The 25,449-nt window shown below is 66.6% G+C and carries 25 protein-coding genes; 11 read left to right on the forward strand and 14 right to left on the reverse strand.

Going from position 1 to position 25,449, the window contains the following annotated elements:
- The first annotated feature begins 87 nt into the window (after window positions 1–87).
- Window positions 88–810 carry an iron-sulfur cluster repair di-iron protein gene (ric, locus tag ATJ93_RS21420; protein ID WP_120246709.1) on the forward strand — a complete coding sequence of 241 codons (723 nt, stop codon included), beginning with the start codon at window positions 88–90 and terminating at the stop codon, window positions 808–810.
- A gap of 15 nt (window positions 811–825) precedes the next feature.
- Here the strand turns inward: ric and ATJ93_RS21425 are convergent, their stop codons facing one another.
- Window positions 826–1,866 carry a hypothetical protein gene (locus ATJ93_RS21425; protein ID WP_120246710.1) on the reverse strand — a complete coding sequence of 347 codons (1,041 nt, stop codon included), beginning with the start codon at window positions 1,864–1,866 and terminating at the stop codon, window positions 826–828.
- An 82-nt stretch (window positions 1,867–1,948) separates the two neighbouring features.
- Complete coding sequence (locus ATJ93_RS21430; RefSeq protein WP_120246711.1) at window positions 1,949–2,977, reverse strand: hypothetical protein; 1,029 nt, start codon at window positions 2,975–2,977, stop codon at window positions 1,949–1,951.
- A gap of 198 nt (window positions 2,978–3,175) precedes the next feature.
- Between ATJ93_RS21430 and ATJ93_RS21435 the strand changes: the two genes are divergently transcribed.
- On the forward strand, window positions 3,176–4,228 hold the full coding sequence (locus ATJ93_RS21435; protein ID WP_120246712.1) for a hypothetical protein: 1,053 nt from the start codon (window positions 3,176–3,178) through the stop codon (window positions 4,226–4,228).
- Window positions 4,229–4,265: 37 nt separating this feature from the next.
- Here ATJ93_RS21435 and ATJ93_RS21440 read toward each other — a convergent pair whose 3' ends face one another.
- Window positions 4,266–5,342, reverse strand: coding sequence for a hypothetical protein (locus tag ATJ93_RS21440; protein ID WP_120246713.1), 1,077 nt, complete (start codon window positions 5,340–5,342; stop codon window positions 4,266–4,268).
- Window positions 5,343–5,556: 214 nt separating this feature from the next.
- Here ATJ93_RS21440 and ATJ93_RS21445 point away from each other — a divergent pair, with 214 nt between their 5' ends.
- Window positions 5,557–6,075, forward strand: a complete 519-nt coding sequence (locus tag ATJ93_RS21445) for an FxLYD domain-containing protein (protein WP_120246714.1) — start codon at window positions 5,557–5,559, stop codon at window positions 6,073–6,075.
- A 139-nt stretch (window positions 6,076–6,214) separates the two neighbouring features.
- On the opposite strand, the gene ATJ93_RS21450 is transcribed toward ATJ93_RS21445, so the two are convergent.
- Complete coding sequence (locus tag ATJ93_RS21450) at window positions 6,215–7,093, reverse strand: PspA/IM30 family protein (RefSeq protein WP_120246715.1); 879 nt, start codon at window positions 7,091–7,093, stop codon at window positions 6,215–6,217.
- Between the two features lie 154 nt (window positions 7,094–7,247).
- Here ATJ93_RS21450 and ATJ93_RS23840 point away from each other — a divergent pair, with 154 nt between their 5' ends.
- From ATJ93_RS23840 to ATJ93_RS21460, 3 genes are read left to right on the forward strand one after another with little or no spacing between them, the layout of a single operon-like run.
- Complete coding sequence (locus tag ATJ93_RS23840) at window positions 7,248–7,397, forward strand: hypothetical protein (RefSeq protein ID WP_170155627.1); 150 nt, start codon at window positions 7,248–7,250, stop codon at window positions 7,395–7,397.
- A gap of 34 nt (window positions 7,398–7,431) precedes the next feature.
- On the forward strand, window positions 7,432–8,289 hold the full coding sequence (locus tag ATJ93_RS21455; RefSeq protein WP_120246716.1) for an alpha/beta fold hydrolase: 858 nt from the start codon (window positions 7,432–7,434) through the stop codon (window positions 8,287–8,289).
- Between the two features lie 40 nt (window positions 8,290–8,329).
- On the forward strand, window positions 8,330–8,971 hold the full coding sequence (locus ATJ93_RS21460; RefSeq protein ID WP_120246717.1) for an alpha/beta hydrolase: 642 nt from the start codon (window positions 8,330–8,332) through the stop codon (window positions 8,969–8,971).
- Window positions 8,972–9,020: 49 nt separating this feature from the next.
- Here ATJ93_RS21460 and ATJ93_RS21465 read toward each other — a convergent pair whose 3' ends face one another.
- Window positions 9,021–9,410: an STAS/SEC14 domain-containing protein gene (locus ATJ93_RS21465; protein WP_120246718.1), complete on the reverse strand. Its 390-nt coding sequence runs from the start codon at window positions 9,408–9,410 to the stop codon at window positions 9,021–9,023.
- Between the two features lie 149 nt (window positions 9,411–9,559).
- Here ATJ93_RS21465 and ATJ93_RS21470 point away from each other — a divergent pair, with 149 nt between their 5' ends.
- Window positions 9,560–10,318 (forward strand): SDR family NAD(P)-dependent oxidoreductase, encoded by a 759-nt coding sequence (locus ATJ93_RS21470; RefSeq protein WP_120246719.1) that lies wholly within the window; start codon window positions 9,560–9,562, stop codon window positions 10,316–10,318.
- An 84-nt stretch (window positions 10,319–10,402) separates the two neighbouring features.
- On the opposite strand, the gene ATJ93_RS21475 is transcribed toward ATJ93_RS21470, so the two are convergent.
- A complete protein-coding gene (locus ATJ93_RS21475; protein WP_120246720.1) occupies window positions 10,403–10,948 on the reverse strand; it encodes an SHOCT domain-containing protein in 546 nt (181 codons plus the stop codon).
- Between the two features lie 206 nt (window positions 10,949–11,154).
- Between ATJ93_RS21475 and ATJ93_RS21480 the strand changes: the two genes are divergently transcribed.
- Complete coding sequence (locus tag ATJ93_RS21480) at window positions 11,155–12,057, forward strand: FRG domain-containing protein (RefSeq protein ID WP_120246721.1); 903 nt, start codon at window positions 11,155–11,157, stop codon at window positions 12,055–12,057.
- Here the strand turns inward: ATJ93_RS21480 and ATJ93_RS23845 are convergent, their stop codons facing one another.
- From ATJ93_RS23845 to ATJ93_RS21495, 4 genes are all read right to left on the reverse strand, one after another.
- Window positions 12,058–12,195 carry a hypothetical protein gene (locus ATJ93_RS23845; RefSeq protein WP_170155628.1) on the reverse strand — a complete coding sequence of 46 codons (138 nt, stop codon included), beginning with the start codon at window positions 12,193–12,195 and terminating at the stop codon, window positions 12,058–12,060. It lies immediately after the preceding gene.
- A gap of 187 nt (window positions 12,196–12,382) precedes the next feature.
- Complete coding sequence (locus ATJ93_RS21485) at window positions 12,383–14,296, reverse strand: ATP-binding protein (RefSeq protein WP_120246722.1); 1,914 nt, start codon at window positions 14,294–14,296, stop codon at window positions 12,383–12,385.
- A gap of 56 nt (window positions 14,297–14,352) precedes the next feature.
- Window positions 14,353–15,180 carry a cohesin domain-containing protein gene (locus ATJ93_RS21490; protein WP_120246723.1) on the reverse strand — a complete coding sequence of 276 codons (828 nt, stop codon included), beginning with the start codon at window positions 15,178–15,180 and terminating at the stop codon, window positions 14,353–14,355.
- Window positions 15,181–15,444: 264 nt separating this feature from the next.
- Complete coding sequence (locus ATJ93_RS21495; RefSeq protein ID WP_120246724.1) at window positions 15,445–16,137, reverse strand: DUF7344 domain-containing protein; 693 nt, start codon at window positions 16,135–16,137, stop codon at window positions 15,445–15,447.
- A 339-nt stretch (window positions 16,138–16,476) separates the two neighbouring features.
- On the opposite strand from ATJ93_RS21495, the gene ATJ93_RS21500 reads away from it, so the two are divergent.
- Window positions 16,477–16,818 (forward strand): DUF7113 family protein, encoded by a 342-nt coding sequence (locus tag ATJ93_RS21500; RefSeq protein WP_120246725.1) that lies wholly within the window; start codon window positions 16,477–16,479, stop codon window positions 16,816–16,818.
- A 63-nt stretch (window positions 16,819–16,881) separates the two neighbouring features.
- On the opposite strand, the gene ATJ93_RS21505 is transcribed toward ATJ93_RS21500, so the two are convergent.
- The 4 genes from ATJ93_RS21505 to ATJ93_RS21520 form a co-directional block, all read right to left on the reverse strand.
- Entirely contained in the window at window positions 16,882–17,772 is an 891-nt protein-coding gene (locus ATJ93_RS21505) for a cohesin domain-containing protein (RefSeq protein WP_120246726.1), read from the reverse strand.
- A 57-nt stretch (window positions 17,773–17,829) separates the two neighbouring features.
- The gene (locus tag ATJ93_RS21510; protein WP_120246727.1) at window positions 17,830–20,052 is read right to left on the reverse strand and encodes a bifunctional metallophosphatase/5'-nucleotidase; all 2,223 of its coding nucleotides are present in this window, start codon (window positions 20,050–20,052) and stop codon (window positions 17,830–17,832) included.
- 95 nt (window positions 20,053–20,147) lie between these two features.
- Window positions 20,148–21,449, reverse strand: coding sequence for a DNA double-strand break repair nuclease NurA (locus ATJ93_RS21515; RefSeq protein ID WP_120246728.1), 1,302 nt, complete (start codon window positions 21,447–21,449; stop codon window positions 20,148–20,150).
- A 111-nt stretch (window positions 21,450–21,560) separates the two neighbouring features.
- Window positions 21,561–21,977, reverse strand: a complete 417-nt coding sequence (locus tag ATJ93_RS21520) for a thiol-disulfide oxidoreductase DCC family protein (RefSeq protein WP_120246729.1) — start codon at window positions 21,975–21,977, stop codon at window positions 21,561–21,563.
- Between the two features lie 172 nt (window positions 21,978–22,149).
- On the opposite strand from ATJ93_RS21520, the gene ATJ93_RS21525 reads away from it, so the two are divergent.
- Both ATJ93_RS21525 and gpmI read left to right on the forward strand, forming a co-directional pair.
- Window positions 22,150–23,790: an HTTM domain-containing protein gene (locus ATJ93_RS21525; protein WP_120246730.1), complete on the forward strand. Its 1,641-nt coding sequence runs from the start codon at window positions 22,150–22,152 to the stop codon at window positions 23,788–23,790.
- 69 nt (window positions 23,791–23,859) lie between these two features.
- Complete coding sequence (gpmI, locus tag ATJ93_RS21530; RefSeq protein WP_120246731.1) at window positions 23,860–25,389, forward strand: 2,3-bisphosphoglycerate-independent phosphoglycerate mutase; 1,530 nt, start codon at window positions 23,860–23,862, stop codon at window positions 25,387–25,389.
- Window positions 25,390–25,449 lie beyond the last annotated feature (60 nt).

A 25,449-nucleotide genomic window follows, 5' to 3' on the forward strand; every position in this document is an offset into this window, starting at 1 on the left:
GTTTAGGATGGCCTAAAACCGGCCGTCTGGCAGCAGTCACAGGGCTGCCGGCCGACCGCTGCAACGGCCGTCTCGAGGTGACTACCGATGGAATCCGTACAAATCGACCCGGACGCACAACTCGGCGAACTCGTCGCATCGAACCCCGAATACGCCCGCGTTTTCGAATCGCTCGACATCGACTACTGCTGCGGTGGCGCCACGTCGCTGGCGACGGCCTGTGAGGAGGCCGACCTCGCGCTCGAGCGGGTCGCCGAGCGCCTCGACGCCGCCGAAGCGGCCGACGATGGAGCGTCCGACCGCGAGTACGAGTGGGACTCCCCGACGCAGCTCGCGAACGTCATCGTCTGGGACCACCACCGGCCCCTGCGGCGGAACCTTCCCGACCTCGAGGCCCTCGTGGAGAAAGTCGCGGACGTCCACGGCGACTCCCATCCGGAGCTACGGGACGTCGAGCGCGAGGTTACGGCACTCGTCGACGACATGTTCCACCATATCGACGACGAAGAGCAGAACGCCTTTCCCATCGTCAAGAAGCTCGATACGGGGACCGAACTGACGGCCGCCGAACGAGCACACATCGAGGACGAAATCGAGCACTTAGAGGAAGAACACGCCGAAACCGCGGATCGGCTCGAGCGGATCAACGACCTCACCGACGGCTACGCGGTGCCCGAGGACGCCTGTGCCAGCTACCGCAGCATGCTCGAGCGATTGGAAGCGCTCGAGCGCGAGACGCACATGCACGTCCACCGGGAGAACAACGTCTTGTTCCCGAAGGCGGAAGCGCTGTTGGCTGAGCGACGATAGCCGCCCGCCGCTACCTCATTCCCACTCGATTTCCTCGCCGCGGCTCGACTCCCGCAGGATGAACGGGCCGATCGCGAGGGTCCGCTTCGCCACCGTCGCGATACGGAGGACGAACGCGATCAACAGGAGAAACGGCGTCACGGCGATCGTCGACGCGACGACGACGATCCAGACGAGCGTATCGATCCCGAGGACGGTCCCCGTCACGGCGTTCGCATCGAAAAACAGCAGCATCGACATCGTCACGACCAGTGCAGGGACGGCGACGTACATCATCGCCCGCGAGAGGTTGATCAACTCCCACTGGAAGTACAGCGTCTTGAAGTGCTCGCGGGCGAGGCCGAAGAACTTCAGCGACTCGAGCAGCCCGTCGTAGGCCTCGCGGGCGTCGTCGGTAAACGAGTCGGCGTGGGCGTTCTTGATCCGGCGCGCCCGGAAGATCTTCCAGGAGTAGTTGTAGTCGAGCGCGGCCTTGAGAACGCCGTAGGTGCCGAACTGGGCGTCCTCGAGTTCGGCCTCGATCGCCTCGGCGTGCGTCGACAGGTTGTCGACGAACTCGTCGACGCGCTCGATCAGTTCGTCGTCCTGACTCGCCGAGACGGCCGCCCGAAAGTCGGTCCCGCGCTCCGCGGAGGTTGCGACGATCGCCCGGAGGAACGAGGACGGTTCCGGCGGGCTAACCGGCGCATCGATGGCTTGCTCGATGTCCGCGCGAAAGTCGAGCGCCCCCTCGAGGCGCTCGCGCTGGTCCTCGACGGCGCCGAGTTCCTGCGAGAGCACGAGCGAGTTGATCGTGACGACGAGCGTGACGCCGGTGATCAGCGCGGTGGTCAGCGCCTGAAACAACGTGTGAACGGGAGTTTTCGTGCCGAGGAGCGCCCGCAGGGAGACGGGACTGAGTTCGCTCGCGAGCAACAGCCCGACGAAGATAAACGCCATCAGGCCGGCCGTCACGAGCCAGCGGTTGGCGTTCAACAGCAGGCGGTGTTTCCACGCCGGATCCGCGCTGCGCTCGGCCATCGTGTCGCTCGGCTCACCGCCGTCGCTCGCGCTCATCGCTCGAGGACGACGATACCAGTCCGCGAGGGAAATAGCTACGGCAGGCGTCGCCGACGCCTGACCTTGCCTTCGAGGCGAGTCATCCGAGATCCTCGTCGCGCTCCGACTCCCGCAGGATAAAGGGTCCCATCGCGAGGGTCCGCTTCGCGACCGTCGCGATCCGGAGGATGTAGACGATGAAGACGACGAACGGCGCGATGCCCACGACGAAGCCCGCGCTGGTGATCCAGACGAGGTTGTCGACCCCCAGCGTCGTCCCGGGAAGCGCTTGCCCGTCGATGTACATCATCAGCAGCGCCATCGCGCTCAGTGCGGGGACCGACACGTACAGCAGCGCCCGCGAGAGGTTGATCAACTCCCACTGGAAGTACAACGTCTTGAAGTGCTCGCGGGCCGGCCCGAAGAATTTCAGCAGCTCGATCATCTCGTCGAGTTCCGCGTCCGCGTCGTCGGAGAACTCGTCCCCGTGGTCGGCCCGAAGCTTGCGCGCGTCGTAGATCTTCCGCGAGTAGTTGAAGTTCAGGGCGTTCCAGATCACGTCGAAGGTGCCGAACTGCGCGTTCTCGAGGTCGTCCTTGACGACCTGTGCGTTCTCGACGGCGTCGTCGACGTAATCCGCGACCTTCGCCTGAAGCTCGTCGCTGTGATCGCCCGCGATCGTCTCCTCGAGGTCGTTCGCCTCCTCCTCGACCCCGTCCACGAGTTCGTAGAGGAAGGCGGCTGGTTCGGGCGGCGTGACGTCCTCCTCCTCGAGCGAGTCCTCGAGATCCTGCCGGAAGTCCATGGCATCCTGCATGCGGTCGCGCTGCTCGCCGACGGCGCCGAGTTCCTGCGAGAGGACGAGTTGGTTGATTGTGACGACGATCGACGTGCCCGTGATGATCGCGCCGATGAACCCCGAGAAGATCCAGAACGTGCCGTTGTGCTGTTCGACGATCGTCCGCAGGGGCGTCAGCCCGAACTGACTGGCCCCGACCAGCGCGACGAAGACGATCGCCAGCACGGCCGCCGTGAAGAGCCACCGATTCAGTCGAAGCAACACCCACAGTCGCGGGCCGCCGACGCCGGCTCGCTGGCTCAACACGCCGCTCGAGTCCGAATCGCTCATTGCGTATACACGAACGGACCACGGCGCCGAACAAAAGCCCTGTCCGGGAGTGAGCAACCCGAGAACCGCGCCTCCCGGCCAGTCGCCGGGTTACAACTGCTCGCAAAGCAACCGCAGGGGGAGAGACGGCGATTGACGCCCGTGCAAACCACGGAAACACTTGTCCGGACGACCGTGATACAACGGCACTACGAACCAATGAGCGAGTCACGCGAGCGCGCGAGCGACGAGACGTCGGACACGATGGTCGATCGCGTCCACGGCGGGCGGCCAGTGCTGTGGTTTCTCGTCAAGGGCAATCGGGTCCTCGTAGCTGCCGCGATGCTCGCCGTCGCCTACGCCGTGCTCGTCGGACTCGGTCAGTTCGGTCCCGGCTCGATCACGAAGCTGTTCGAGCCCGATCCGGTCTTCGCCCTGTTCACCCCGATCATCATCGGGATTATCATGGGCGTTAGCCTCGTGTTGACGTTCAACCAGCTCGTCCTCTCGGAGGAGCTGGGGCCGGTCGGCGATCAGCGCCGGCGGATGGACGACGCGATGGCCTTCCGCGAGGACGTCGAGGACGCCGTCGGCCGCAACACCAGTCCGCCCGAACCCTCCGTCTTCCTCCGCGGGCTCGTGGAATCCACCGGCGAACGCGCGCGCTCGCTCCTCGAGGCGCTCGAGGACGACCCGCACCTCGACGATGCCACGTGCGAAGACATCCGCGAGTACGCCGACGGAATCGTCGCCGACGCCGAGCGGGTCGCCGGCGACCTCGAGGGCCAGCAGTTCGGCCAGTTCGAGGTCGTCGAGTCCGCCCTCGAGTACAACTACTCCTGGAAGATCTACACCGGCCGTCGCGTCCGCAATCGACACGCGGACGCGCTGCCGAACGCCGTCGCCACGGAGTTCGACGAACTGCTGAACGTGCTCGAGTTCTTCGGGCCGGCCCGCGAGCACTTCAAGACGCTGTACTTTCGGTGGGAAATCATCAACATCTCGCGGGCGCTGGCGTACATCGCCCTTCCAGCGCTGGCGGTCGCGGCCTACATGATCCTGATCTTCGAGACGGGCGACGTGGCCGGGACGACGGCGGGGATCGACCACGGGCTGCTGGTCGTCGGCCTGGGGTTCGCCGTCGGCGTGACGCCGTTCGCGATCTTCCTGTCGTACATCCTCCGAATCGTCACGATCGCGAAGTGGACCCTCGCGATCGGGCCGTTCGTCCTCCGCGAGACCGATCGCGGTTCGGACGTGGAGTGGGAGTAAGCGCTCGATCCGGGTGTCATCCTCGCCGTGGCCCGGCTCAATCGTCTCGCTGCGACGACTGCTCGTCGCCGTACTCCACGCTGAAGGGACCCTCGTCGGGGTCCTTTTGTGGAATCATCGGCCCGACCGAGGCGGTGCGGCGCGTGACCGTCGCGGTCCGCAGAATGTAGGAGACGAGCAACGCGAGCGGCGAGAGGACGACGACGATCAGCGCGCTCACCACGTAGGGAAGTAGGGCCGTGCTGATGCTCGGCCCGGTGACATCGGCGTACAGGAGCCCGACGAGGATCGCCGACAGGATCGAGGGCACCCCGCAGTAGATCGTCAGTTGCGAGAACCGAGTTAGTTCCCGCTGGAGGTAGGTCGTCTTGAACTGCTCGCGGGCGACGCTGAACAGCTTCAGGGAGCCGATCAGCTCGTCGAGTTGGTCTTTCGCCGTCGGCGACAGCGAGTCGTCGTACTCGTTTCGCAGGTGCGTCGCGACGTACAGCTGCCAGGCCTCGTCGTAGTTGATCGCCGCCGACACGGCCGAGAACGTGCCGAACGACGACTGCTCGAGCGTTTCGTCGACCCGGTCGGCCCGCTCCTGGACGCTGTTGGTGTATCGGATGACCGTCTCGCGGACGTCGCGGTCGTCGTGGTCCGCGACGGTGTCGGCCAGTTGCGCGGCCTCGTGTCTGATCGAGTCGACGATCAACTCGAGTACGCGCGCGGGTTCGGCCGGAGCGGCCGGGATGGCGGCCTCCGCCGCGACGTCCTCGCGGAAGTCCACGACGCTCTCGAACCGGTCGCGCGCTTTCCCCGCCGAACTGAACTCCTGAGAGAGGATGAGCTGGTTAACTGAGACGACCAGGGTCACGAGCGAGAACGTCCCGGCGATCATGCCGCTGGCAACCCGCGTGACGGAGTTCGGGTTGAGGAAGTTGACGATGCCGAGTTCGTGTAACCCGACGATCAGCGCGAAGATGGCGACCGAGACCAGTGCCGTGACGGCCAGCCGGTTCCCCTGAATCAGGAACCACTCGTAGAACTGCGTCAGCGGTCCTGCCTGTCTCCCGACGTCAGCCCCGTAGGACTCGAGCGTCTCGTCTGTCTCGGTCTCGGACGACCCCATACTGATACGGTCCACGGTGTTGACAATAAGGGCCTGCGTTGCATACGGCCACGCGGGGTCGATTCCGGTGCGAACTGAGCGGCCGGTCGCTGGAGTCGGTCGGCGGACCGCCGTCGAGGTGCAATGTTCAGGGCTTACACTGAAATGCGTCGGCGGTGTCGCGCTAGTACATGCTCGGTGAGGGAACCGACCTGTCCACGAGGGATCGAGGGCGATGACGCGCTCGGAGTCGACGAGCCGGTCACGCCGCCGCCTCCTCGCGTCGCTCGGTGCGGGCGCCGTCGCGGTAGCCGGAGCCGGCTGTACCGGCAGCGGCGGTCTCGACGGCGAGCCGTCCTACGAGGAAGGCAACGTGGGCGACGTCAACGCCAGCAGCGACGCCAACCGCTCCGCCGAGGAGATGGTGACGGCCGAGGCGCTGGCCCAACAGGAACCGAACAACTCGGTGACGCCGCTCGAGTCGCTCTCGCTGGTCGACCACGAGTTCGTCGTCGAGGACGGCTACCTCGGCTCGACGATCCAGGGGACGGTCCAGAACACGGGCGGCGACCGAGTCCAACTCGTCGAAGTCCGGACCCGGATCTACAACGGCTCCGGTAATCTGATCGGTCGCTACTTCGCGAGTACGGGCGATCTCGACGCCAATGCGGCGTGGGAGTTCCAGGTGGTCGTGCTCGAGGCGCCGGCCGACGTCGCGGCGTACGATATTACGGTGCTGGGAACGCCGTCCTGACCGTTGTTTGAACGCCGTTCCCGCGGCTGTCCGATCCGTGATCGGCTATTCGGTCGCTAAAATCACAGGTGAAACCTAGTCGCGTCGCTCGCCACTCGTCGTCTCGGCAACCGAAACGGGATGGTCCAAAACCGGCTACTCAGGCGTTCTCTTCGTCCTGCAGCTCCGCGAGTTCGGCTTCGACGTCCGCTTGATCGTCCTCCTCGAGTTCGGTCAGCTCCGCGTCGTCGACCTCGGTTTCGGATTCGGCCTCTGTCTCGGTTTCGGCGTCCGCGTCGGCCGTCTCGGCGTCGGCAGCCTGGGCCTCCGTTTCCGCCTCGCCCTCGCCGACCTCCGATTTGAGCGTCTCGAGTTCGGCCTCGACGCCGCTGTCGGTCGATAGCTGCTCGAGTTCGCGGTCGATGTCGTCCTTGTCCGAGAGGACGTCCTCGAACGCGCCGGACTCGTGGAGTTCGTCCATCGCGGCGGCGCGGGCCTCCATGTCCTCGGTCTGTTCCTCGGCGCGCTCGATGGCGCGGCCGACGTCCTCGAACTCGTCGCCGGTCGCCGTGATCGCCTCCGAGACCTGTGAACTCGCCTTGGCGGCCTCGTGGCGGGCCTTCATCGTCTCCTTCTTGGTGCGGAACTCCTCGATGCGGCTCTGGAGTTCGTTTTTCTGCTCGATTAGTTGGTCCTGCTGGCTCTGCAGATCGGAGATCTGGCGCTCCAGATCCTCGATCTGGTTCATCTTCGTCTTCTTCTTCTCGAGCGCACGCCGCGCCAGGTCCTCCCGGCCCTGCTGGACCGCGGTGCGGGCCTGTTCGTTGTGCTTCTCGACGTTCTCCTCGAGCCGGCGCTTTTGCATCTCGAGGCGTTTTTTCTGCGTCGTGAGGTCGGCGATACCGCGTTTGACCTCCTGAAGCTGGTCTCGCATCTGCTCGTAGGAATAATCGAGCGTCTCGGTCGGGTCCTCAGCCCGGTTGAGCAGCGAGTTGATCTTCGACCGGATGACGTAGGAGGTCCGAGAGAGGATGCCCATAGTCGTACGTATCGCTCGTCATCCTTAAAAACATCACATCAATAACAGACAACGAACGGATCCGGCGAGTTGGACCGAGAGCGCGGGGATAGCGTCGATTCCACCTCGGACGTCCCCAATCGCCACCGCGGCGACGTACGGCGGACCGCACGGCATGTCCCGGGATCTGTCACCGACCGACGGCGCGTCGGGCTCCCGGACGGACGATCGCGACGGCGGCGTACTGAACTTCGCGGTCGCCGCCGGACTCGAGAAGGCGACCGCGGTGCACGCGCCTCACAGCATCGGCGTTTCTCAGCACTGAATACTAATACCGGTCGCTGAGACAGTTCCCACGAATGACGATCGCCGATACGCTCGACGGCTGGTCCGAAGGCGATCTCGAGGTGGACGACGCGTCGCTTCACTACTACCGCAGCGGCGGTGGCGGGCGTCCGTTCGTGGTCGCACACGGCATCACCGCGGACGGCCGCTCGCGGATCCCGCTGGTCGAGCCGCTCGCCGACGCCGGCTACGACGTCGTGACCTACGACGCTCGCGGCCACGGGCGCTCGGGCGCCCCCGCGGACGGCTACGAGTACGCCGATCAGGCGGCCGACCTCGTCACCCTCGTCGACGCGCTCGAGCTCGAGGAGCCGGTTTTGTACGGCCACTCGATGGGTGGTACGACGGTCGCAGTCGCGGCGGCGACCCGGCCCGACCTGCCGCACGCGGTCGTGCTCGAGGATCCCGAACTGCTGCTCGGACTGGACGCGGGCGACTCCGCGGCCGACGACGTCGACGCGGACGGCGAGAACGGATTCCTCGAGACGATTACCGAACGGATCCGCGGACAGCCGGCCGCGTCTCGGGAGGAGTTGCTCGAGACCGACGCCGGGCTTCGGACGCTCGCCGACGCCGGTCGCGACCGCCTCGCGACGCTGCTGGCCGACGCGTACCTGCGCGTCGATCCGAACGCCGAGGGGGTCCTCGCGGCCGATCGCGTCGACGTCGCCGAGGTCTTTCCCGCTATCGAGGCGCCGACGCTGATCCTCAAAGCCGACGCCGGCCCGGCGGCCCGCGAGCGCCACCGCGAGGCCGCGTCGCACCTTGCCGACGGTCGACTCGTCCACGTCGACGGCGCCGGCCACTGCGTCCTCCGAGACCGACACGAGCGGGCCGTCGACGAGATTCAATCGTTCCTCGAGGAGCGCTGACGGCCCCGAATTGATTATCCCGCGGCCGGAACGCTCGAGCATGACCGACGTTCTCGTTCCCGGCGGGCGCGACGTCCGCGGGACGCTCGAGGAACCCGCGGACGGCGAGCCGGATGCGATCGTGGTCGCCTGCCCGCCCCACCCACAGCAAGGAGGGTCGCGAAGCGACCGCCGCCTCGTCGCCGTCGGCGACGTCCTCACGGACGCGGGGATCGCCTGCCTCCGATTCGACTACGGCGAGTGGGACGAGGGCTACGGCGAACTCGCCGACGCCCGAAACGCCGTCCGCTGGGCCGCCGACCGCTACGAGCGCGTCGGCCTGTTCGGCTACAGCTTCGGCGCGACACTCGCGCTGCTGGCCGCCGCCGAGTCCGAGACCGTCGACGCCGTCGCCGCGCTCGCCCCGACGGCGCGACTGGCCGACGACCTCGACGCCGTCGCGGCCCTCGAGTCGATCTCGTGTCCGGTGCAGGTGTGCTACGGCGAGCGGGATCGGACGGTCGAGTGGGAGCCGATCGTCGAGTCCATCCGGGAGACAGCCGCTGAAGCAGAACGAGACGGTGACAAAACCCTCGTCGCCCTTTCGGGCGACCACTTCTTCGTCGGCCAGCAGACGTCGATCGCCGACGATGTCGTCGCGTTTTTCGAATCGAGACTCCGCGAGTCGGGCGACCGGCGGTAACGACGCGTGTGAGCGACTCGAGCCCGATCGCACCCCTCGAATCAGTTGCTTACTGCTCTCGAAGCCACCCTCTGGCGTCGTCGCGGTCGTCGAAGATGCGCGAGGTCGTGTTCGAGCCGACTTCCTGGACGAGATCCTCGACCGAGAGGTTCGCGACGACGCTCTCGGGCTGGACGATCGCCATATTCGACAGCGAACTCTCGAACGCTCGCGGGTGCCACTCCTCTTGGGTCCACTGCTGGTCGTCCTCCGACAGGGTTCCGAGATCCCGCAGGTCCGCGAGCCAGTTGGCAGCGCCCTTCTCGATCGCCAGATCCAGCCCGGCGTTCAGCCCCTCTCGATACGTTTCGCCCGTCGCGAAGTCGTGCCAGTTCATGACGACAGCCTCGAGGGACGAGTCCCATTCGACCGTCAAGACGTCGGATTCGTAGTGTGCCATGGGGCAGATTTGGTTATGCCGGTACCGTAAGGATTTTTGCCAGTTGTTGGGTCGCTGACTGCATTCGTGGCAACGGAAAATGTCGTTCGCTGCGTCTATTCACCCATCGCCCAATACGCATATCCGACGCGCGGTGGAATCGGCTTGCAATGGACCTACTCGAGGAGCAAGTCGCAGTCATCACCGGTGCGGGTTCGGGAATCGGACGGCAGACGGCGAAGACCTTCGCCGAAAACGGCGCCGCCGTCGTCGTCGCCGACGTGGACGTCGAGGGCGGAGAGGCGACCGTCGAATCGATCGCCGACGCCGGCGGCGAAGCGACGTTCGTCGAGGCGGACGTCTCCGATCCGGAAGACGCCGAAGCGATGATCCAGACCGCCGTCGAGGAGTACGGCGGGTTGGACGTCCTCTACAACAACGCAGCGATCGAGGGGCCGGTCGCCCGCCTCGACGAGTACGATAACGACGACTTCGAGCAGATTATCGAGGTGAACCTGAAGGGCGTCTGGTACGGGATGAAGTACGGAATCGAGGCGATGCTCGAGGACAGCGGCGGCTCGATTATCAGCGCTTCCTCGATCGCCGGCGAGGTCGCGGTGCCCCAGTACAGCGGCTACGGAGCCGCGAAGGCGGCCGTGAGCCAGCTCACGAAGTACGCGGCGATCGAGTACGCCGAGGACGGCATTCGCGCGAACGCGATCGCGCCGGGGATCGTCCGCACCGAGATGATCGAGCGCAGCATCGAGGACCACCCCGAGATGGAAGAGCAGTTCCTGAACACCGAGCCGATGCCGGGATTGGCCGATCCCGAAGAGATCGCGAACGCGGTGCTCTTCCTCGGCTCCGACCTCTCCTCGCGCGTGACCGGCGTCACGCTGCCCGTCGAGGGCGGCTACCTCGCGCAGTAGCGGGACCCAGTTGGCCCACTTTCGGACAGGCGGGAAGCCAGATCCGGCGCGACCGCGATCGCGATCGATACCGAGAGCAAATCGCTACGCGCGTTCGGTATCCACGTCCCGACTCGAATTCGGACTGGTCGTCGGTCCCTCGAGGACGCGGTCGGGTTCGGCGCCGGGTCGTCCCGTCGACTCGGTTTCGGAGCCGATCCCTCTCGTCCCCTCGGTCTCGACGAGACGCTCGAGTCGCCGCTCGAACTCGTCGTCGCCGAGTTCGCCGGCTGCGTACCGTTGCCGAAGCGTTTCGATCGGATCCGCGGGCCGGTTTCCGTGGTTTCCGCGACCACCGCGACCTCCGGGAACGGTGTCAGCGTCGGCGGCCCGAGCGACGGAGCGGCGATCCGCGGGCGACGCCGAGTCAGGTGCGGCGTTCGCCTCTCGAACGACGCCGACCGTCAAACACCCGGCGATCGCGAAGAGGACGGCGCCGAGGAGGAGATACGGCGGGGCCGCCGGAACGTCGCGAGTTAACTCCCACACCCCCTGTATCGTCGTCGGAACGGCGATCGAGGCAGCCACGATCGCGACGACGGTCCGACCGGCAGGACTCCGCGGCGCGTACCGGTGGAGCAGGTCGTACATCGCTCGAGTAATGTCATTCGAATGTGAAAAAGTTAGGGTGAACGCGCGGCGGACGCACAGCCGATAGCTCCGTCACCGTCGAGCAGTAGGACAACCGCAGTCGCGGTCCGTCACGCAGCACACTCGCGGACAATCGTTTTCCGCGCTCGCGGGGTACTCGTCGCCGTGAGCCGAACGACCGACCGACGGCGCGACCGAGCGCAGCGATGACCGCCGACCGTTCGCCGCCGGTTCATCGCGCCGAGACGTGGAGCGAACTGCAAGAACTGCTCACCGCGGAGATGTGGATGCCGGACATCGGCCGCCACCGCTCCCCGTACGTCTTCCGGGGCGTTCCCGACAGCAACCACGCCCTCGAGACGTCGATCAAACGGTTCGTCGGCGACTCCGGCGAGTGGAAACTCGAGTCGCTGCTGCTGCGGAACTTCCTCCAGTACGCCTTAAACGAGATCGAGGAGCCGGAGTCGGTCTGGCACCTCCTCTCGATCGCCGAACACTACGGGCTGCCGACGCGGCTGCTCGACTGGTCGTTCTCGCCGCTGGTCGCGACGTACTTCGCGGTCCGGGACGGCGACACCGCCCACGACGGGGCGATCTGGGCCGTCGACTACCGCAAACTCCACGAGAACCTGCCGGATCCGTATCGACGCGTGCTCGAGCGGACGCCGACGGACGTGCTCGACGTCCACCTCCTCTCGAACGCGACGCTCGAGTCCGACGCGGCCGACGCGGCCGCCGCAGGGTCGGAGCCGGCGCGGAACCTGGACGACGTCGCTCGACTGGACGACCTCTGGAGCGAGCGCTGGGCCGTCGACGCCGACGCGGATCCGGACGGCCAGTACGTCCTGTTCTTCAGGCCGCCCGCGATCGACGACCGCATCGCGAACCAGTCGGCCGTCTTCTCGTTCCAATCCGATCCGCGGCTGGCGCTCGACGCGTGGCTCGCGGATCGTCCCGACTGCTACCGAAAGATCGTCGTGCCGGGCGATCGCAAGCTCGAGTACCGCGACAAACTGGACCAGATGGGCGTCAACCACCGGACGCTGTTCCCCGATCTCGAGGGGTTGACGACGTGGTTGAAGCAGTACTACCGGCCGGCGCCCGACTGATTACCGACGCAGCGCGGCGACGGCCAGTTCGAGGTACTCCAGAAACGAGGCGGTCGGCGTTCCGGGCATGTAGATCGGGGGCTCGGGCCGCTCGAGCCGAACGCCGGTGATCGGATCTTCGAATTCGGGTGCGTCCATGGACTCGCTTTGGACCGGAGGTATTTACGAATTCGCAGTTATCGTTTGCAGATCCTCAATCAATAATAGACATAGGAAAAACCGCGCACGGAACTGTGAGTCGCGACCGGCGACGCTCGAGGAGTGCAGCGCGGAAGGAAGGTGACGTTCGGGGTAGTGAAGCGGGCTGTCCCGAGTGCGGCGACGGTCAGTCCCGGCCGTGCCGGGTCAGACACTTCGAGAGCCCGATCAACTCGACGGGTTCGGAGTTGTCCGGCGAGTAGACGACCATCTGGCCCTTCTCCATGTAGGGCACCTTGGACTCGAGGTTGCTCGGGATGTTCACGCTCTTGATAGCGTCCTCGTCGCCCAGATTCAGCACGACGGTCGTGTTGATCTGCTTGAAGACCGCGTCGTCGATGTCCTGCGGGTCCTGCGTGATGAGGAAGAGGCCGAGCCGTTCCTTGCGGCCCTGCTTGGCGGCTTCGGTGAACTTCGTGATGACCTTGCCTGCCTGCACCGAGTCCGCGTCGGTCAGGAAGTTGTGGGCCTCGTCCATCCCGAGCACGAGCGGCGTCTCCTTGATCCGGTCGTAGGTCGGATCGTTCGAGAGCTTCTGGTCGATCAGCAGCGAGGAGAGCGCGAGGACGACGGTTTCGGCGGCCCGCGTATCGTTGATGTGGTAGGTCGGGACGACCGAGAGCCCGCCGGGGCGGACGAACTCGTGGACGAGGTCGGTGATCGGCCGCGCGTCCTGGTCGAAGACGTGGTCGAACCCCAGCACCCGGCGGCGAACGGCGTCGAACGTCGCCTCGTGGACGCGCCCGGACTCGTCGAGTTCCTCGCGCAGGGCGGGGTCGTCGAGGAAGGTCGTGAACTCCTCGTAGGTCGCGTCGGCGCCGTACTGCTTGCGGAACCGCGGCAGGAGGACGCTGACCAGCGCCCCGTACTGGTTGTCGTTCAGACCGCTGCCGGCGACCAGCCACGGGTTCTCGTGGACCATCGAAAACGGGATCGTGAACTCGACCTGCTCCGCGCGGTGGTGGCCCGCAGAGTACGAGGCCGACCCCACCTTCGGGACGAACGCCGTCGTGTCGTCGATCCCGCCGTAGGCGACCCCCTCGCGCTCGAGGCGTCGCGCGAACTCGTCGTCCAGATCGGGGTTGTCGTCGTGCATCTGGGCGTACTCGTCCTGCGGGTCGAACTGGACGACCGCGGGCTGGACGGAGCGGCCGTCCTCCATCGGATACGTCCGTTCGTCGGCGAGGTACTGCCGGAGAATGTTCTTCGCGCCGTGGGTCTTCCCCGACCCCGTGCCGCCGGCGATCAGGGTGTGCCGGAAGACGAGCGGATCCCCCGAGTCGTAGTCGTCTTTCAGCCGGTAATCGATGGTGGGCGGCGACGCCGCGGTCTTTACTTTCTCGCCGCCGACCGAGAGGTGGCCGAGGAAGACGCCGTCCTCGGGCATCTTCAGCCCGGTCTTGATCTCCTCGGAGTCGGTCGCCTGCTCGACGACGGTCTGGGGTTTGGGCACGCGGTCGGTCATCCGTCGCTTGAGTTCGCCGTCGTCGTCGTAGAGCACGGCGACCGGCTCGAGTTCGGCGACGAACTTGTAATCGGCCTCCTCGACGCCGTCGGTCCGCATCGCGCGACGGGCGTGGATCTCCGTCGCGTCGTCGGCGTGGTACTGCTGGGCGTACTCGAGTCCCGTGATCCGGCAGAACAGGGTCTCGCCGTCGGGGTAGGGCGCCACGAGGTAGCTCCCGATGCGGATCGAGGAGCGGTTCCCTCGCGTGATGTACGCTCGCAGCGACGTTTCGTCGCCGTCCTCGGCGATGCGCAGTCCCTGGGAGACGCAGATCGCGCCGATGCCGACGTCCTCGCCGCGCGGCTCGACGCTGGTCGGCTCGAACTCGTCGCCGGCGCCGGCGTCGCCGTTCGATTCGGGGCTCGAGGCTGCGGGCGAGGTCGAAGTCGCGTTCGTGGATGCGTCCGTGTGCATTCCATCGGAGTCCGGCGGGGACGCCGATGCGCTCGCGTTCGCACCGGTCGCCTCGTCGGCCGCCTCGGAATCGGCGTCCGAATCGGCGTCGAAATCGCCGAAGTCTCCCAGATCGGTCATATCACTCCCATCCGGCCCATCCCTAAAACGCGTTTCCCTCCCGCTCGGGAGAGTGTCTACCGTTGCGATCGGTTCCGACGGACGGCGAGCCCGCTCAAAACGATGAGTACGGCACCGACACCGGCCGTTCCGACGATCGTAAATCCGGGAATCGACTCGGTTGCGTCGGCCGTCTCGGCTGACCCCGATCCGGCCGACTCGGTTGCGTCATCGCCGTCTGCGCCGTCGCCGGTCGTCGAATTAGTATCGGCCGTCTCCTCGAGGTCGAACTCGTCGGGATCGGGATGATCGAACTCGTCGGGCGCCACTCGCTCGCCGCCGCCGTCGATCTCGATCGTCGTCGGCTCGTCGACGACGGGCGTCGGCCACTCGCTCGTGAGGGAGACGTCGGTCGCGTCGAACGCGATGTCGGTCGTCGCGGCCGGCGCGTCCTCGGCGACTTCGACGGTCACCGTCGCGATCGTCCCGACGCCGCTGACGCCGCCAGCGTCGGGGTCGCGGCGCTGCTCGAGGATGGCCGTCCCGTTCTCGTCGGCGATGGTCTCAGCGGTCTGGACGTCAACGCCGCTGTCGTTGCCGCTGCCGTCACCAGCGAGCCACGGCCCCTGTTCGACGTCGACGACCGAGAGGTAGTCGGGGTGGTACTGTGCGACCAGCCGCACGGCCTCGACGCCGGCGTCGTGGCTGCCGGCGCTCTGGAGGACGACCTCGAGTTCGACCGTCTCGCCGGGGGCGACGGTAACTGTGTCCGGCTCCGACCAGACGATCGCGGTCTGATCGCCGGCGGCGACGGGTCCGATCGCGGTCGTCACACAGAGGGCAATAACGAGCGTCGCGAGGACGACAAGCGAGACGGCGCGCCGCGCTCGAGTTGGGCCGGTCATGGGTAGCTGGCGGGCGAGGCGGTTAGTGGTCGCGGTTTCGGTTGGGGATTCGGGTCCAGATCCGGGTCAGCCTGGGAGTCCGCGTGCTCACTGCGGCGCCGAATCGACTGCATTCGACAGTCCATTCGTTGACGAGCGGCTTAGTCCCTCGGTGCAAAGCGTTCGGACGCGAAAAGGGGTCGGCGACGGATCGGGATCGGAAGCGCTCTGCTCGGCTCGGTCTCGGTCTCGGTCTCGGTGGTTGCTTCCTCGGCGCGGCAGCGATTACGGGATCAGCGAGACGGCGTCGGTCTTCGGGGTAGCATCGACCAGCCCGGCGTCGGGGTCGTACTCGAGGACGTCGACCGCATCGAGGGCGGGCAGGTGGGCGTGGTGGAGTTCGATCTTCGCGGTTTCCGTCTCCGCGGGCGCGATCGAGTCGCGGGCCGCGAGCGCGGTGGCGAGTCGGTCCAGCGACAGCGAGCCGTCGCTCTCGTGGACGAGTCGGGCTACGCGAAGGCGGGTCGGATCGACGACCCGCTGGAGCAGTTCGTCGTCAGCGGGGGTATCGGTCTCATCGCTGTCGGCGTCGGCGTCACCGTCGGCAGTCTCCTCGAGCAGCGATGCGAGCGCCGCCGGGCAAAGCTGCGGTTCGGTGACGAGTTCGACGCCCGTCTCGGCGTCCCACTCGATCAGGCCGCAGTCGGCCAGCCGCGGGAGGTGGTTGTGAAGGAGGCTGAGCCGAACCTCGTGGCGAGCCTGGCCGTTCGGAACGTCGAGGTCCTCTCGCTGGATCAGTTCGGTCGTGAGATCGAACAGCGAGTAGCGGTCGGCACCGCTCTCGCCGTCCGTACCGCTGGTCAGGATTTCCAGCAGGTACACCCGCCGCGGATGGCTGCAGGCCTCGTACTGTTCCGGTGGGACGTCGTAGAGCGGGTCCCGCTCGCTGGTGTCGCCGAGGTGAGCGTCCGAACTCATTACACTATGCAAGCATAGCAAGGGGGATAAGCCCGTTTCCAAAACGATTTGGGTACAGAATGTGATATTACTTCCGTAAGTCGCTCGTAACCGACCCAGGCACGAGAAATACCGCGATAGACGGTTTCTTCAGCATTATCCGACTGTACGATTATCCAAATAGTATCTAATTACGGATAGTTCCGGAAGTCGGCCGATCGATCGTCCGCGGCGCGTAGCAGCGGATTACTCCGACTCGTGGCGCGGGCGAGCGGGGAGCACGGTCGCGGTCGTACGGCGCGTTTCACCGCGCTCGCCAACGAGGACGGTCTTTTTGCGTCTGCGCCCCGTAACAGCGGTATGATCATGGTCCGCGGTCGCGCCGGCGGCACCGAACTCACCGGAACGCTGTACGAACGCGGTGAGCGAGCGCCGTCGTTCCGCGGCGCTCCCGATCAGGACGCCGCGTACGTCTGGGTCTGCGACGAGTTCTACGAGGTCGATACCGGCGGCTCGACCCAGCGCGTCGACGACCGGGAGGTCAACGTCGCCTTCGAGTCCCCGATGCCCCGAGGGTTCGACACCCGCGAGCAGGCCCTCGAGAACGCCAAGGAGCACATCCGAACCCAGTTCGCCCGAATCGGGGTCGACCCGGCCGACGTCGACCTCGAGGTCGAGAAGGCGGAACGGCCGACCGAGTAATCGCTGACTAGCCCGCTACCGATTCGTTTCGTCGCCGGAGACAGAAGCGTTCCTCCCGTCGTTTCAACTGTGCCGCAGCGTCCTGACGAGGCAGAAACCGAGGGTCAATCCGGCGATGATGGCGGTAAAGCCCGGTATCTCGTCGCCAGCGCCGACGGGCTCGTCGGTCGCTCCGTTTTCCGAGCCGCTGTGGGTATCGCTCGAGTTCGAATTCTCGCTCGAGTCTGCGTCGTCGTGGTTCGCATCACCGGTGCTCGCCCCATCATCTGCTGTAGTCTCGAGCGCGTCGGGATCGGGGTCCGGATGGTCGAAGTCCGAGGCCGGAACCGACTCGCCGCCGCCGTCGATTTCGACGGTGACATCCTGCGCGTACAGGGCCAGCGGCCACCCGCGGGCGGGTTCGACGCCGGTTTCGCTGACGTTGATCGTCGTCGTCGCCGGCGGCGCGTCGTCGGCGACGCGAACCGTCATCGTCGCGAGCATCGCGTTCCCGGTCGCGCCGCCGGCGGGCGGATCGCGTCGCTGCTCGAGGACGGCCGTCCCGTCGGCGTGCGCGAGCGTTCGCTCGGCGCGGACGGTGGTCTCCTCGCCCTGCTCGAGCCACGGCCCCCGCTCGAGGTCGGTGATCTCGAGGTAGTCGGGATGGTACCGTGCGACGAAATCGACGGTCCCGACCCCGACGCCGCCGTGGCCGCCGTCGCTCTGGAGTTCGATCTCGACGGAGAACGTCTCGCCCGGATCGGCTTCGACGGTCGACGGCGAGGGTCTGATGACGGCGCTTCGATCACCGGCGCTGACGAGCGCCGGGACGGCGAGCGCGGTCGCCGCGACGAGGAGGAGCGCGAGGGCCACCGCACGACCGGCGACGATAGCTCTCGAGTCGGGATGCGCGGCGGGCAGACCGCCGTCGCTCGAGCTGTCGCGATCTCGCTGGGTTCGTGCTGGGGGACTCATGGTAACCTGGATTCGTGGGTCGAGGGTCGAAATCGGCGCCGTCTCGCGGCGAGGCGATTACTCGTCGGTTGGCGACTTCGATTGTTTGCCCCGACCGTCGGAGTCACTGCTGCGTCCGCGAGCGTAGAGGTACGCGCCGGCACTGCCGCCGGTAACCGCGGCGAGCGGTCCGAAGCCGGGGACGCTATCGCCGTCCGCGTCCTCGGTACCGTCGCTGGAGGACTCGCCGCTATCATCGTCATCACTGCTCGAGTCGTTGTCGCTCTCGTCACCGGACTCGTCCGTCTGCGCCCCCTCGAGCACCGCGGCCGCGTCGACGGGCGCCTTGAACCGGAACCGATCGTAGCCGCTCGAGTTCGGCACCTCGTAGTCGTACGCCCAGTCGTCCTGATCCGGGTCGTAGCCGCCGAACAGCCGCAGCGCGGGGTCGTCGACCCCTTCGACGAGAGCAGTTAGGGACGCCGCGTCGAAGATCACGTCGATAGTGTCTCCCTCGGCGTTCACGGCCGTCGGCTCGAGGTCGTCGCCCGTGCGAATCACGGCCCGATAGTCGGCAGGGTCGGTCCCGACCTCGGCGGCGCCCTCCGGAACGGGGGCGGTGAGCGTGATCTCGTCGCCGTCGCGGGCGACCGAGGCCGCGTCGACGGTCTCGTCGACGCGAATCATGCGGTTCTCCCGCTCGGGTGCGACGGTGTCGCGCTGCTCGAGTTGCTCGAGGACGAACGGCCCCTGGAACTGGCCGGATTCGAGGACGACCTCGGCTTCGGAGAGCACCTCTGAGTTGCCGATCGAGTAGTCGTTGTGCGCGAACGTGTAGGTCGCCTCGGGGTCGATCGGTTCGCCGCCGACGAAGACGTTCTCGACGCCCGCGTCGTCCCCGTGGCCGGTCCACTCGTAGGAGAGGCCCGACACCTGGATCGCCGGCTGCGCGCCGAAGTCCGGCGCCGGGTGGGGTCGGAGCGCCTCCTCGAGGTAGTCGATCACCTGCTGGCCGGTCGCTTCGACGACGAGGATCTCGTTGGGGAACGGGAGGATGTCCATCACGTCCGCGCCGGTGATCTCGCCGGGGCCGTAGGTCGAGTCGCTGCGGATGCCGCCGGCGTTGTTGGCGGCGATGTCGACCTCTATGTCGCCGATCTCGCCCACATTCCGCATCGCGTCGGTCATGAGGTTGCCCCAGTTGGTCTCGATCGCGTAGTTGTTGAACGTCGCGTCGAGTTCGACCTCGCTCTCGAAGGCCGGTTGGCCGAGTCGCTCCTCGAGGTCGGCGAGCCACTCGTCGGCCAGATCGGCGAGGCCCTCGTCGGGTTCGATCTCGTCGGTGTAGCGGACGTTGATCTGGTCGTACTCCTCGACTTCGGGATCGGGATCCGAGTCGGGTAGCAGGAGGTCGGTCCGCCGCCAGTCGACCAGTCCGCCCTCGGCGTCGAGCGTGATCGCGCCGACGTGGTCGAACTCGTCGCCAAACTCGCTGATGACCGTCCCGTCGACGATGTCGGGTTCGTCGAAGACGACGCCGGAGTGGGAGCCGACGATCGCGTCGAGCCCGTCGACCTCCCGGGCGAGGGTCTCGTGGACGCCCGTCGAGACGTGCGAGGCGCAGACGACGACGTCCGCGCCGTCCTCGCGGAGCGACTCGACCGCCTCCTGGGAGGCCTCGACGTAGCCGAGCACCTGCCACTCCGCGGGGTAGTCGGTCAGCGAGTGGAAGTTCTCGGAGACGAGCCCGAAGACGCCGACCGTCAGGCCGCCCGCCTCGAGCGTGGTCCACCGCTCCGTCCCCGGAACGGGGTCGCCCGCGTCGTCGAGCAGGTTCGCGACGACCCACGGGAACTCGCTCTCCTCGAAGCGGGTCGTCGCGACGTCGGCGCCGAAGTCGAACTCGTGGTTGCCGACGCCGTCGACGGCGAGGTCCGTGTGGTTCAGTGCCTCGACCATGTGTTCACCCTCGTACTCGAGACCGAGCATCGACGGCGCGAAGTCGTCGCCGTTGCCGACGAACAGTCCGTTGTCGGCGTCGGCGAGCAGCTCCTCGACGACCGAGTAGTAACGGGCGAGGCTCAGTTCGTCCGCCGAGGCGTCGCGGAAGCGACCGTGAAAGTGTGTGTCGTGGACGAGCGTGACGGTTCCGTCGGTCGTGCTCGCCGCACGCGTTCGGTCCGTGGCGGGGAGCAGCGCGGCCGCCGACGCACCCGCGGCCGCGCCGAGGAAGCGGCGGCGACTCCGGTCGACGTCGTCGTTCGTCCCGTTTCGAGTCCGACTCGCTGACTCTCGAGCCATGGGGAGAGTCCGTCAGAAGAGTAACTAATACGTTTACAATTCAGTAGCATTTGGTAATAGTCGTCACAGTACCGGACCGGATATCGTCGTCCGCGTCAGTAGCCCGCGGCCGCGTCTCCGTCTCCATCCCCGTTCCACCGGTGGTCGTCGTAGGTCCGGTCCTGACTCGTGTCGAAGGCCGTCTCGAAGGACTCGCGGAGCGACCGCTTTTCCGAGCGGCTGATCCGCGCGAGTTCGTCGGCTTTCTCGACGATGGTCGGCGGGCCGTGCGCGACCGCGACGTCCTGCAGCACCTGCATCGTCAGCGCCTCGCGGGTCTCCGGATCCCGCGTGAAGGCGTAGGGCGCCTCGACGCGATAAATCAGGTCGTCCCGGGGGTCGTAGACGACGAAGAAGGTCACCTCGTAGTCCTCGAGCGAGCGGTGGCGCTCGACGCCGAGCGCGTCGCCGTCCGCCGAGAGCGCCTGATCGACGCCGCCGCGCGAGCGGAACCAGTTGGTGTAGGTCAGCGCCGAGGTGTCGCGCTCCCAGCGCTCGCCCTCGACGTCGTCGACGTACTCGCCGCGCTCGAGCAGCCGGGTGAAGAGCGCCGAGTCGTCGGCCCACGGGACGCTCAAGTCGGCGTCGTGTTTCCCCTTCAGCGTCCGCGTGATCACGCGGGTTGCGGGGTTCTTGACGAAGCCGATCAGCGGGACACCGCGGTCGACGAACTCCTCGACCAGCCGGACGTAGTTCTCGAGCACCGTCGTCGGCCGCGGATCCTCGAGCAGGAAGTCGGCGAGGTCGGGGTGTTGGTCGGCCCAGCGGAGCAGGCCGCGCGGGTAGAGGGGGCCGTCGAGGACGAGCAGGTCCTCGACCTCGTCGGCGTGGTCGCGGGCGTGGGTGCTCTCGGCGAGGTAGAGCGCCAGCGCGTGGACGACGCCCTCGGCGAACCGCGGCAGCGGCGGAATCTTCACCGCGCGGGATCGGCTGTAGCCCTCGTCGAACTTCCCCCACGTTTCGTCGACGGTCATCGTCTCGTCATTGGAGTGGACCGTCGCGACGACCGTCCGCGCGCGGTGGAGGTCCAGATCGGAGGGCGTCGCGCTCATGGCCGCCTGCGCGATGTCGATGACGAGCCCGTTCTTGAACGTCGTCGGGTTGATCGTCCCCGCGTCGAGGCCGTGCTCGGTGGGGAACTCCCGGTCCCGCAGCGCGACGTCCTCGCAGTCGACGAGCCGGCGGGCCCGCTCGTCGACCGGTTCGACGATCCGCCGGCCTTCTCGAGAGACGAGCGGATCGAGGAACTCCTCCCAGACCGTCTCGGCGAACGCGCGGCGGTCGTCGGCGTCGGCGCCGTGGTCGATCCGCCCCGCCAGCCGCGCGATGCCGTCGAAGTGGACCGGATCGAGCGTCATGAGAGGTGGCTCCCGCCCCACTGGCAAAAAGCCAGTGGTCGGGACCGTCCGGCCCGTTGACTCCTCGAGATGCTGGTATCGGGAGTCAGTGACCGCGAAACGGGAAGGCAGCTACTCGAGAAAGCGGGAGCGAACGTCGCCGGTCGGCATCATACACTGCTCTTTCTTGCCGAACAGGCGATAGCGGTTGGCGGCGACCAGATCGTACGCCAGATCGCGGATCGGACGCGGCAGGTACCGGAACGGGCCGAGCAGGGCGTACACGCCGCCGAGCAACTGCGCGATGCGGAGGACCGCGGCCGATTTCACGTAGCAGTCGTCGCCTTCGATCAGGACGATCGACTCGAGGTCGTCCGTCGGGAGGTCGTGCTCGGCGAGCAGTTCGGTCGCGACGTCGGACTGCAGCGAGGCGAAGTAGAACTGCTCGTCGGTGTCCCGCGGGACGAGAAACTGGACGAAGCCGTTACAGAGGTTGCAGACGCCGTCGAAGAGGACGATGGGGGCTTCGTCTGGGACGTCGGCGCTCATCGGGTATCGACCGTTGGGAGCGGCGGCAATTCAGGGTTCCGGTCACAACGCGGGTCGTCGTTCACCGCCGAAGGTGAGCGGTTTCGGTCGCCGGCGCAGCGTGAAACGATTCTTTCAGCGTTCAACAAACTTATGCCGGTCTACACGAGAGTCGCCACAGACGACTCTAGTAATGGTCCGCTCCCGTCCTTCCTCCGTTGCGCGATCCACGCTGTCGGCCGTACTGGATCGACTCTCGATCGCGATCCAGCGCCGCGTCGCGATCGACCCGCGTGCGCTCGCCACGTTCCGGATCGCGATCGGCGCGCTGCTCATCCTCGATCTGGCGCTCCGGGCGCGAAACCTCGGGACCTTCTACACGGACGCGGGCGTACTCCCGCTGCGAGCGCTGTTTTCGGATTACTCGCCGGTGTACTCCCTGCACGCGATCTCCGGGGCGGCGTGGGTGCAGGCGACGCTGTTCGCAATCGCGGGCGCGTTCGCCCTCGCGCTCCTGCTCGGCTACCGGACGCGGCTCGCGACGATCGTCTCGTGGCTGCTCCTGCTGTCGCTGCACGCCCGGAATCCGATGGTCCTCAACTCGGGCGATACCCTGCTACGAATGCTGCTGTTCTGGGGGGTATTCCTGCCGCTGGGTCAGCAGTGGTCGATCGACGCGCGGCGACTCGAGCGGGTCCGGGACGGGGAAGACGGAGCCGCCGACCAACCAGAGGACGGCGACGAATCGGGGGTTTCGGTGCCCGGAATCGTGAGCGTGCCGACGATGGCGATTCTGCTGCAGGTCCAGTTGATGTACCTGACCAACGCCGTCCACAAGACGCGAAGCGACAAGTGGATGGGCGGCGACGCGGTCGTCCACATCTTTCAGGCCGACCACCTCACGATTCTGCTCGGCGACGTCCTCGCAACCCAGCATGCGCTGCTGGAACTGTTCACCTACGCCTGGATGGCCGTCATTCTGCTTTCGCCGCTCTTACTCTTGCTCACCGGCGTCTGGCGTGCTGCCTTCGCGTCGGTCGTGATAGGGATGCACCTCGGGATGGCCACGACGCTGCAGATCGGGCTCTTCCCGCTGATCTCCGTCGGCGCCCTCCTACTGTTCTACCCGCCGATCGTCTGGGATACCGCGACCGCGCTCGCGACGCGAATCGGCATCGCGGCACCGCTTCGGCGGGGACTGGACCGTCTGCAGCGGACTGTGCCGCGGATCCCGCTGCCGGATACGCCGGCGGTTCCAGCAGCGACTGACCTGCCGGCGGCGACGCGAACGGCGATCGGAACCGCAGCGAGTCGCGGTCGCGTCCTGTTCTCGACGGTCGTTCCCTGGTTCCTTCTGGTGCTCGTCGTCCTCTCGAACGCCGAGGCGGTCGACTACGCCGAGGTACCGGATCCCGGCGACGAGGTGCTCGAGACGGTCAACGCCGACCAGAGCTGGCGGATGTTCGCGCCGGACCCGACCTCGACGACCAGATGGCTCGTCGCGCCGGCCGACCTCGAGGACGGCTCGCAGGTCGACGCGTTCAGCGGCGGCGAGGTCGACTGGGATCGGCCGCCGAGTGCAGACACGCTCTACGACACCGCCCGCGAGCGCAAGTACGTCTCGAACATGCGCTACGCCGACAACGAGAACCACCGCTCGTACTTCGCGAACTACCTCTGCGAGCGGTGGAACCGCAGCCACGAGACCGATCTCGAGAACGTGACGGTCTACGGGTTGACCGACAACGCAGGCCCGTACGACGACGAGCCGGATATTGCCGAGTACAAGAAAATCGAGTACGACTGTTCCGGGCCGTTCATCCAGAACGAGTGATCGGAGACGTTCCGTTTTCGGTTCGCCGACAACGACAGCTAGTTACGCCGGGCGGGAGACCCGTCGCACATGGACGCTGCACTGATCGTCCTCGACGGCTGGGGACTCGGTGATGACGACGAGTCGACCAGGAACGCGGTCGCTGCGGCCGACACGCCGACGTTCGACCGGCTGGCCGAGTCCGGCGCGTACGGCTCTCTGGAGGTCGCAGGCCGGCGCGTCGGCCTGCCGGACGGCCAGATGGGCAACAGCGAGGTCGGCCACCTCAATATCGGCGCCGGCCGGGTGGTCTACCAGGAGTACACCCGCATCTCGGACTCGATCGCCGACGGCTCCTTCCGGGAGAACGACGCGATCAACACGGCGTTCGACAACGCCCTCGCAAACGACGGCAAGATCCACTTCGTCGGACTGGTCAGCGACGGCGGGGTCCACTCCGATCACGAGCACCTCCACGCGCTGATCGAACTGGCCGGCGACCGCGACGTCGAGGCGGTTACCCACGCTATTACGGACGGCCGCGACACTTCACCGACGGGCGGTCGCGAGTACCTCTCGACGCTCGAGGACGTCGTCGACGAGCACGGGACGGGCCACGTCGCGACGGTCTCGGGCCGCTACTACGCGATGGACCGCGACCAGAACTGGGAGCGGACGAAGCGGGCCTACGACGCGATCGTCGAGCGGGAGGCAGAGCACTCGGCGGAATCGGCCGTTGCCGCCGTCGAACAGTCCTACGAGCGGGACGTGACCGACGAGTTCGTGGAGCCGACGCTCGTTGAGGATGGTCCAGCCCTCGAGGACGGTGACTCGGTCGTCTGGTTCAACTTCCGCTCCGACCGCGCTCGGCAACTCACGCGGATGCTCGCGGATATCCGCCCCGAGGACTGGGCCGACGAGTTCGATACCAGTCCGCCGGACGCGGAAGTCGTGATGATGACCCAGTACGACAAGACGTTCGACCTCCCCGTGGCGTACCCGCCGAACCAGCCCGAGCAGGTGCTGGGCGAGGTGCTGGCCGACGCGGACAAGACGCAACTGCGGATCGCCGAATCCGAGAAGTACGCCCACGTCACGTACTTCCTGAACGGCGGCCGCGAGGTCGAGTTCGACGGCGAAATCCGCCAAATTGTCGAAAGTCCGGACGTGCCGACCTACGACCAGCAGCCCGAGATGAGCGCACCCGAGGTCACGGATACCGCGATCGACGTCATCGAATCCGACGATCCGGACGTGCTCGTGCTCAACTACGCCAACCCCGACATGGTCGGTCACACCGGCGACTACGAGGCCGCCATCGAGGCCGTCGAAGCCGTCGACGAACAACTGGGACGACTCGTCGAAACGCTCGAGGCGTACGGTTCTCACGTTCTCATCACGGCCGATCACGGCAACGCTGACGATATGGGGACCGAAGAGGATCCCCACACGGCGCACACGTACAACGACGTGCCGCTCGTCTATCTGGCCCCCGACGGTTCCGACGGCGGCCGAACGATCCGCAAAGGCGGCACGCTCGCCGACATCGCTCCCACGCTGCTCGGACTCATCGGCGTCGACCAGCCGCCGGAGATGACCGGCGAACCGCTGCTCGAGTGACGGCGGACCGAGATCGATAGAGCTACCGGTTTCTCGGGAGCGAAACGTACGGAACATATC

Origin of the sequence: Halopiger aswanensis (assembly GCF_003610195.1) — an archaeon.
GTDB classification, from domain to species: domain Archaea; phylum Halobacteriota; class Halobacteria; order Halobacteriales; family Natrialbaceae; genus Halopiger; species Halopiger aswanensis.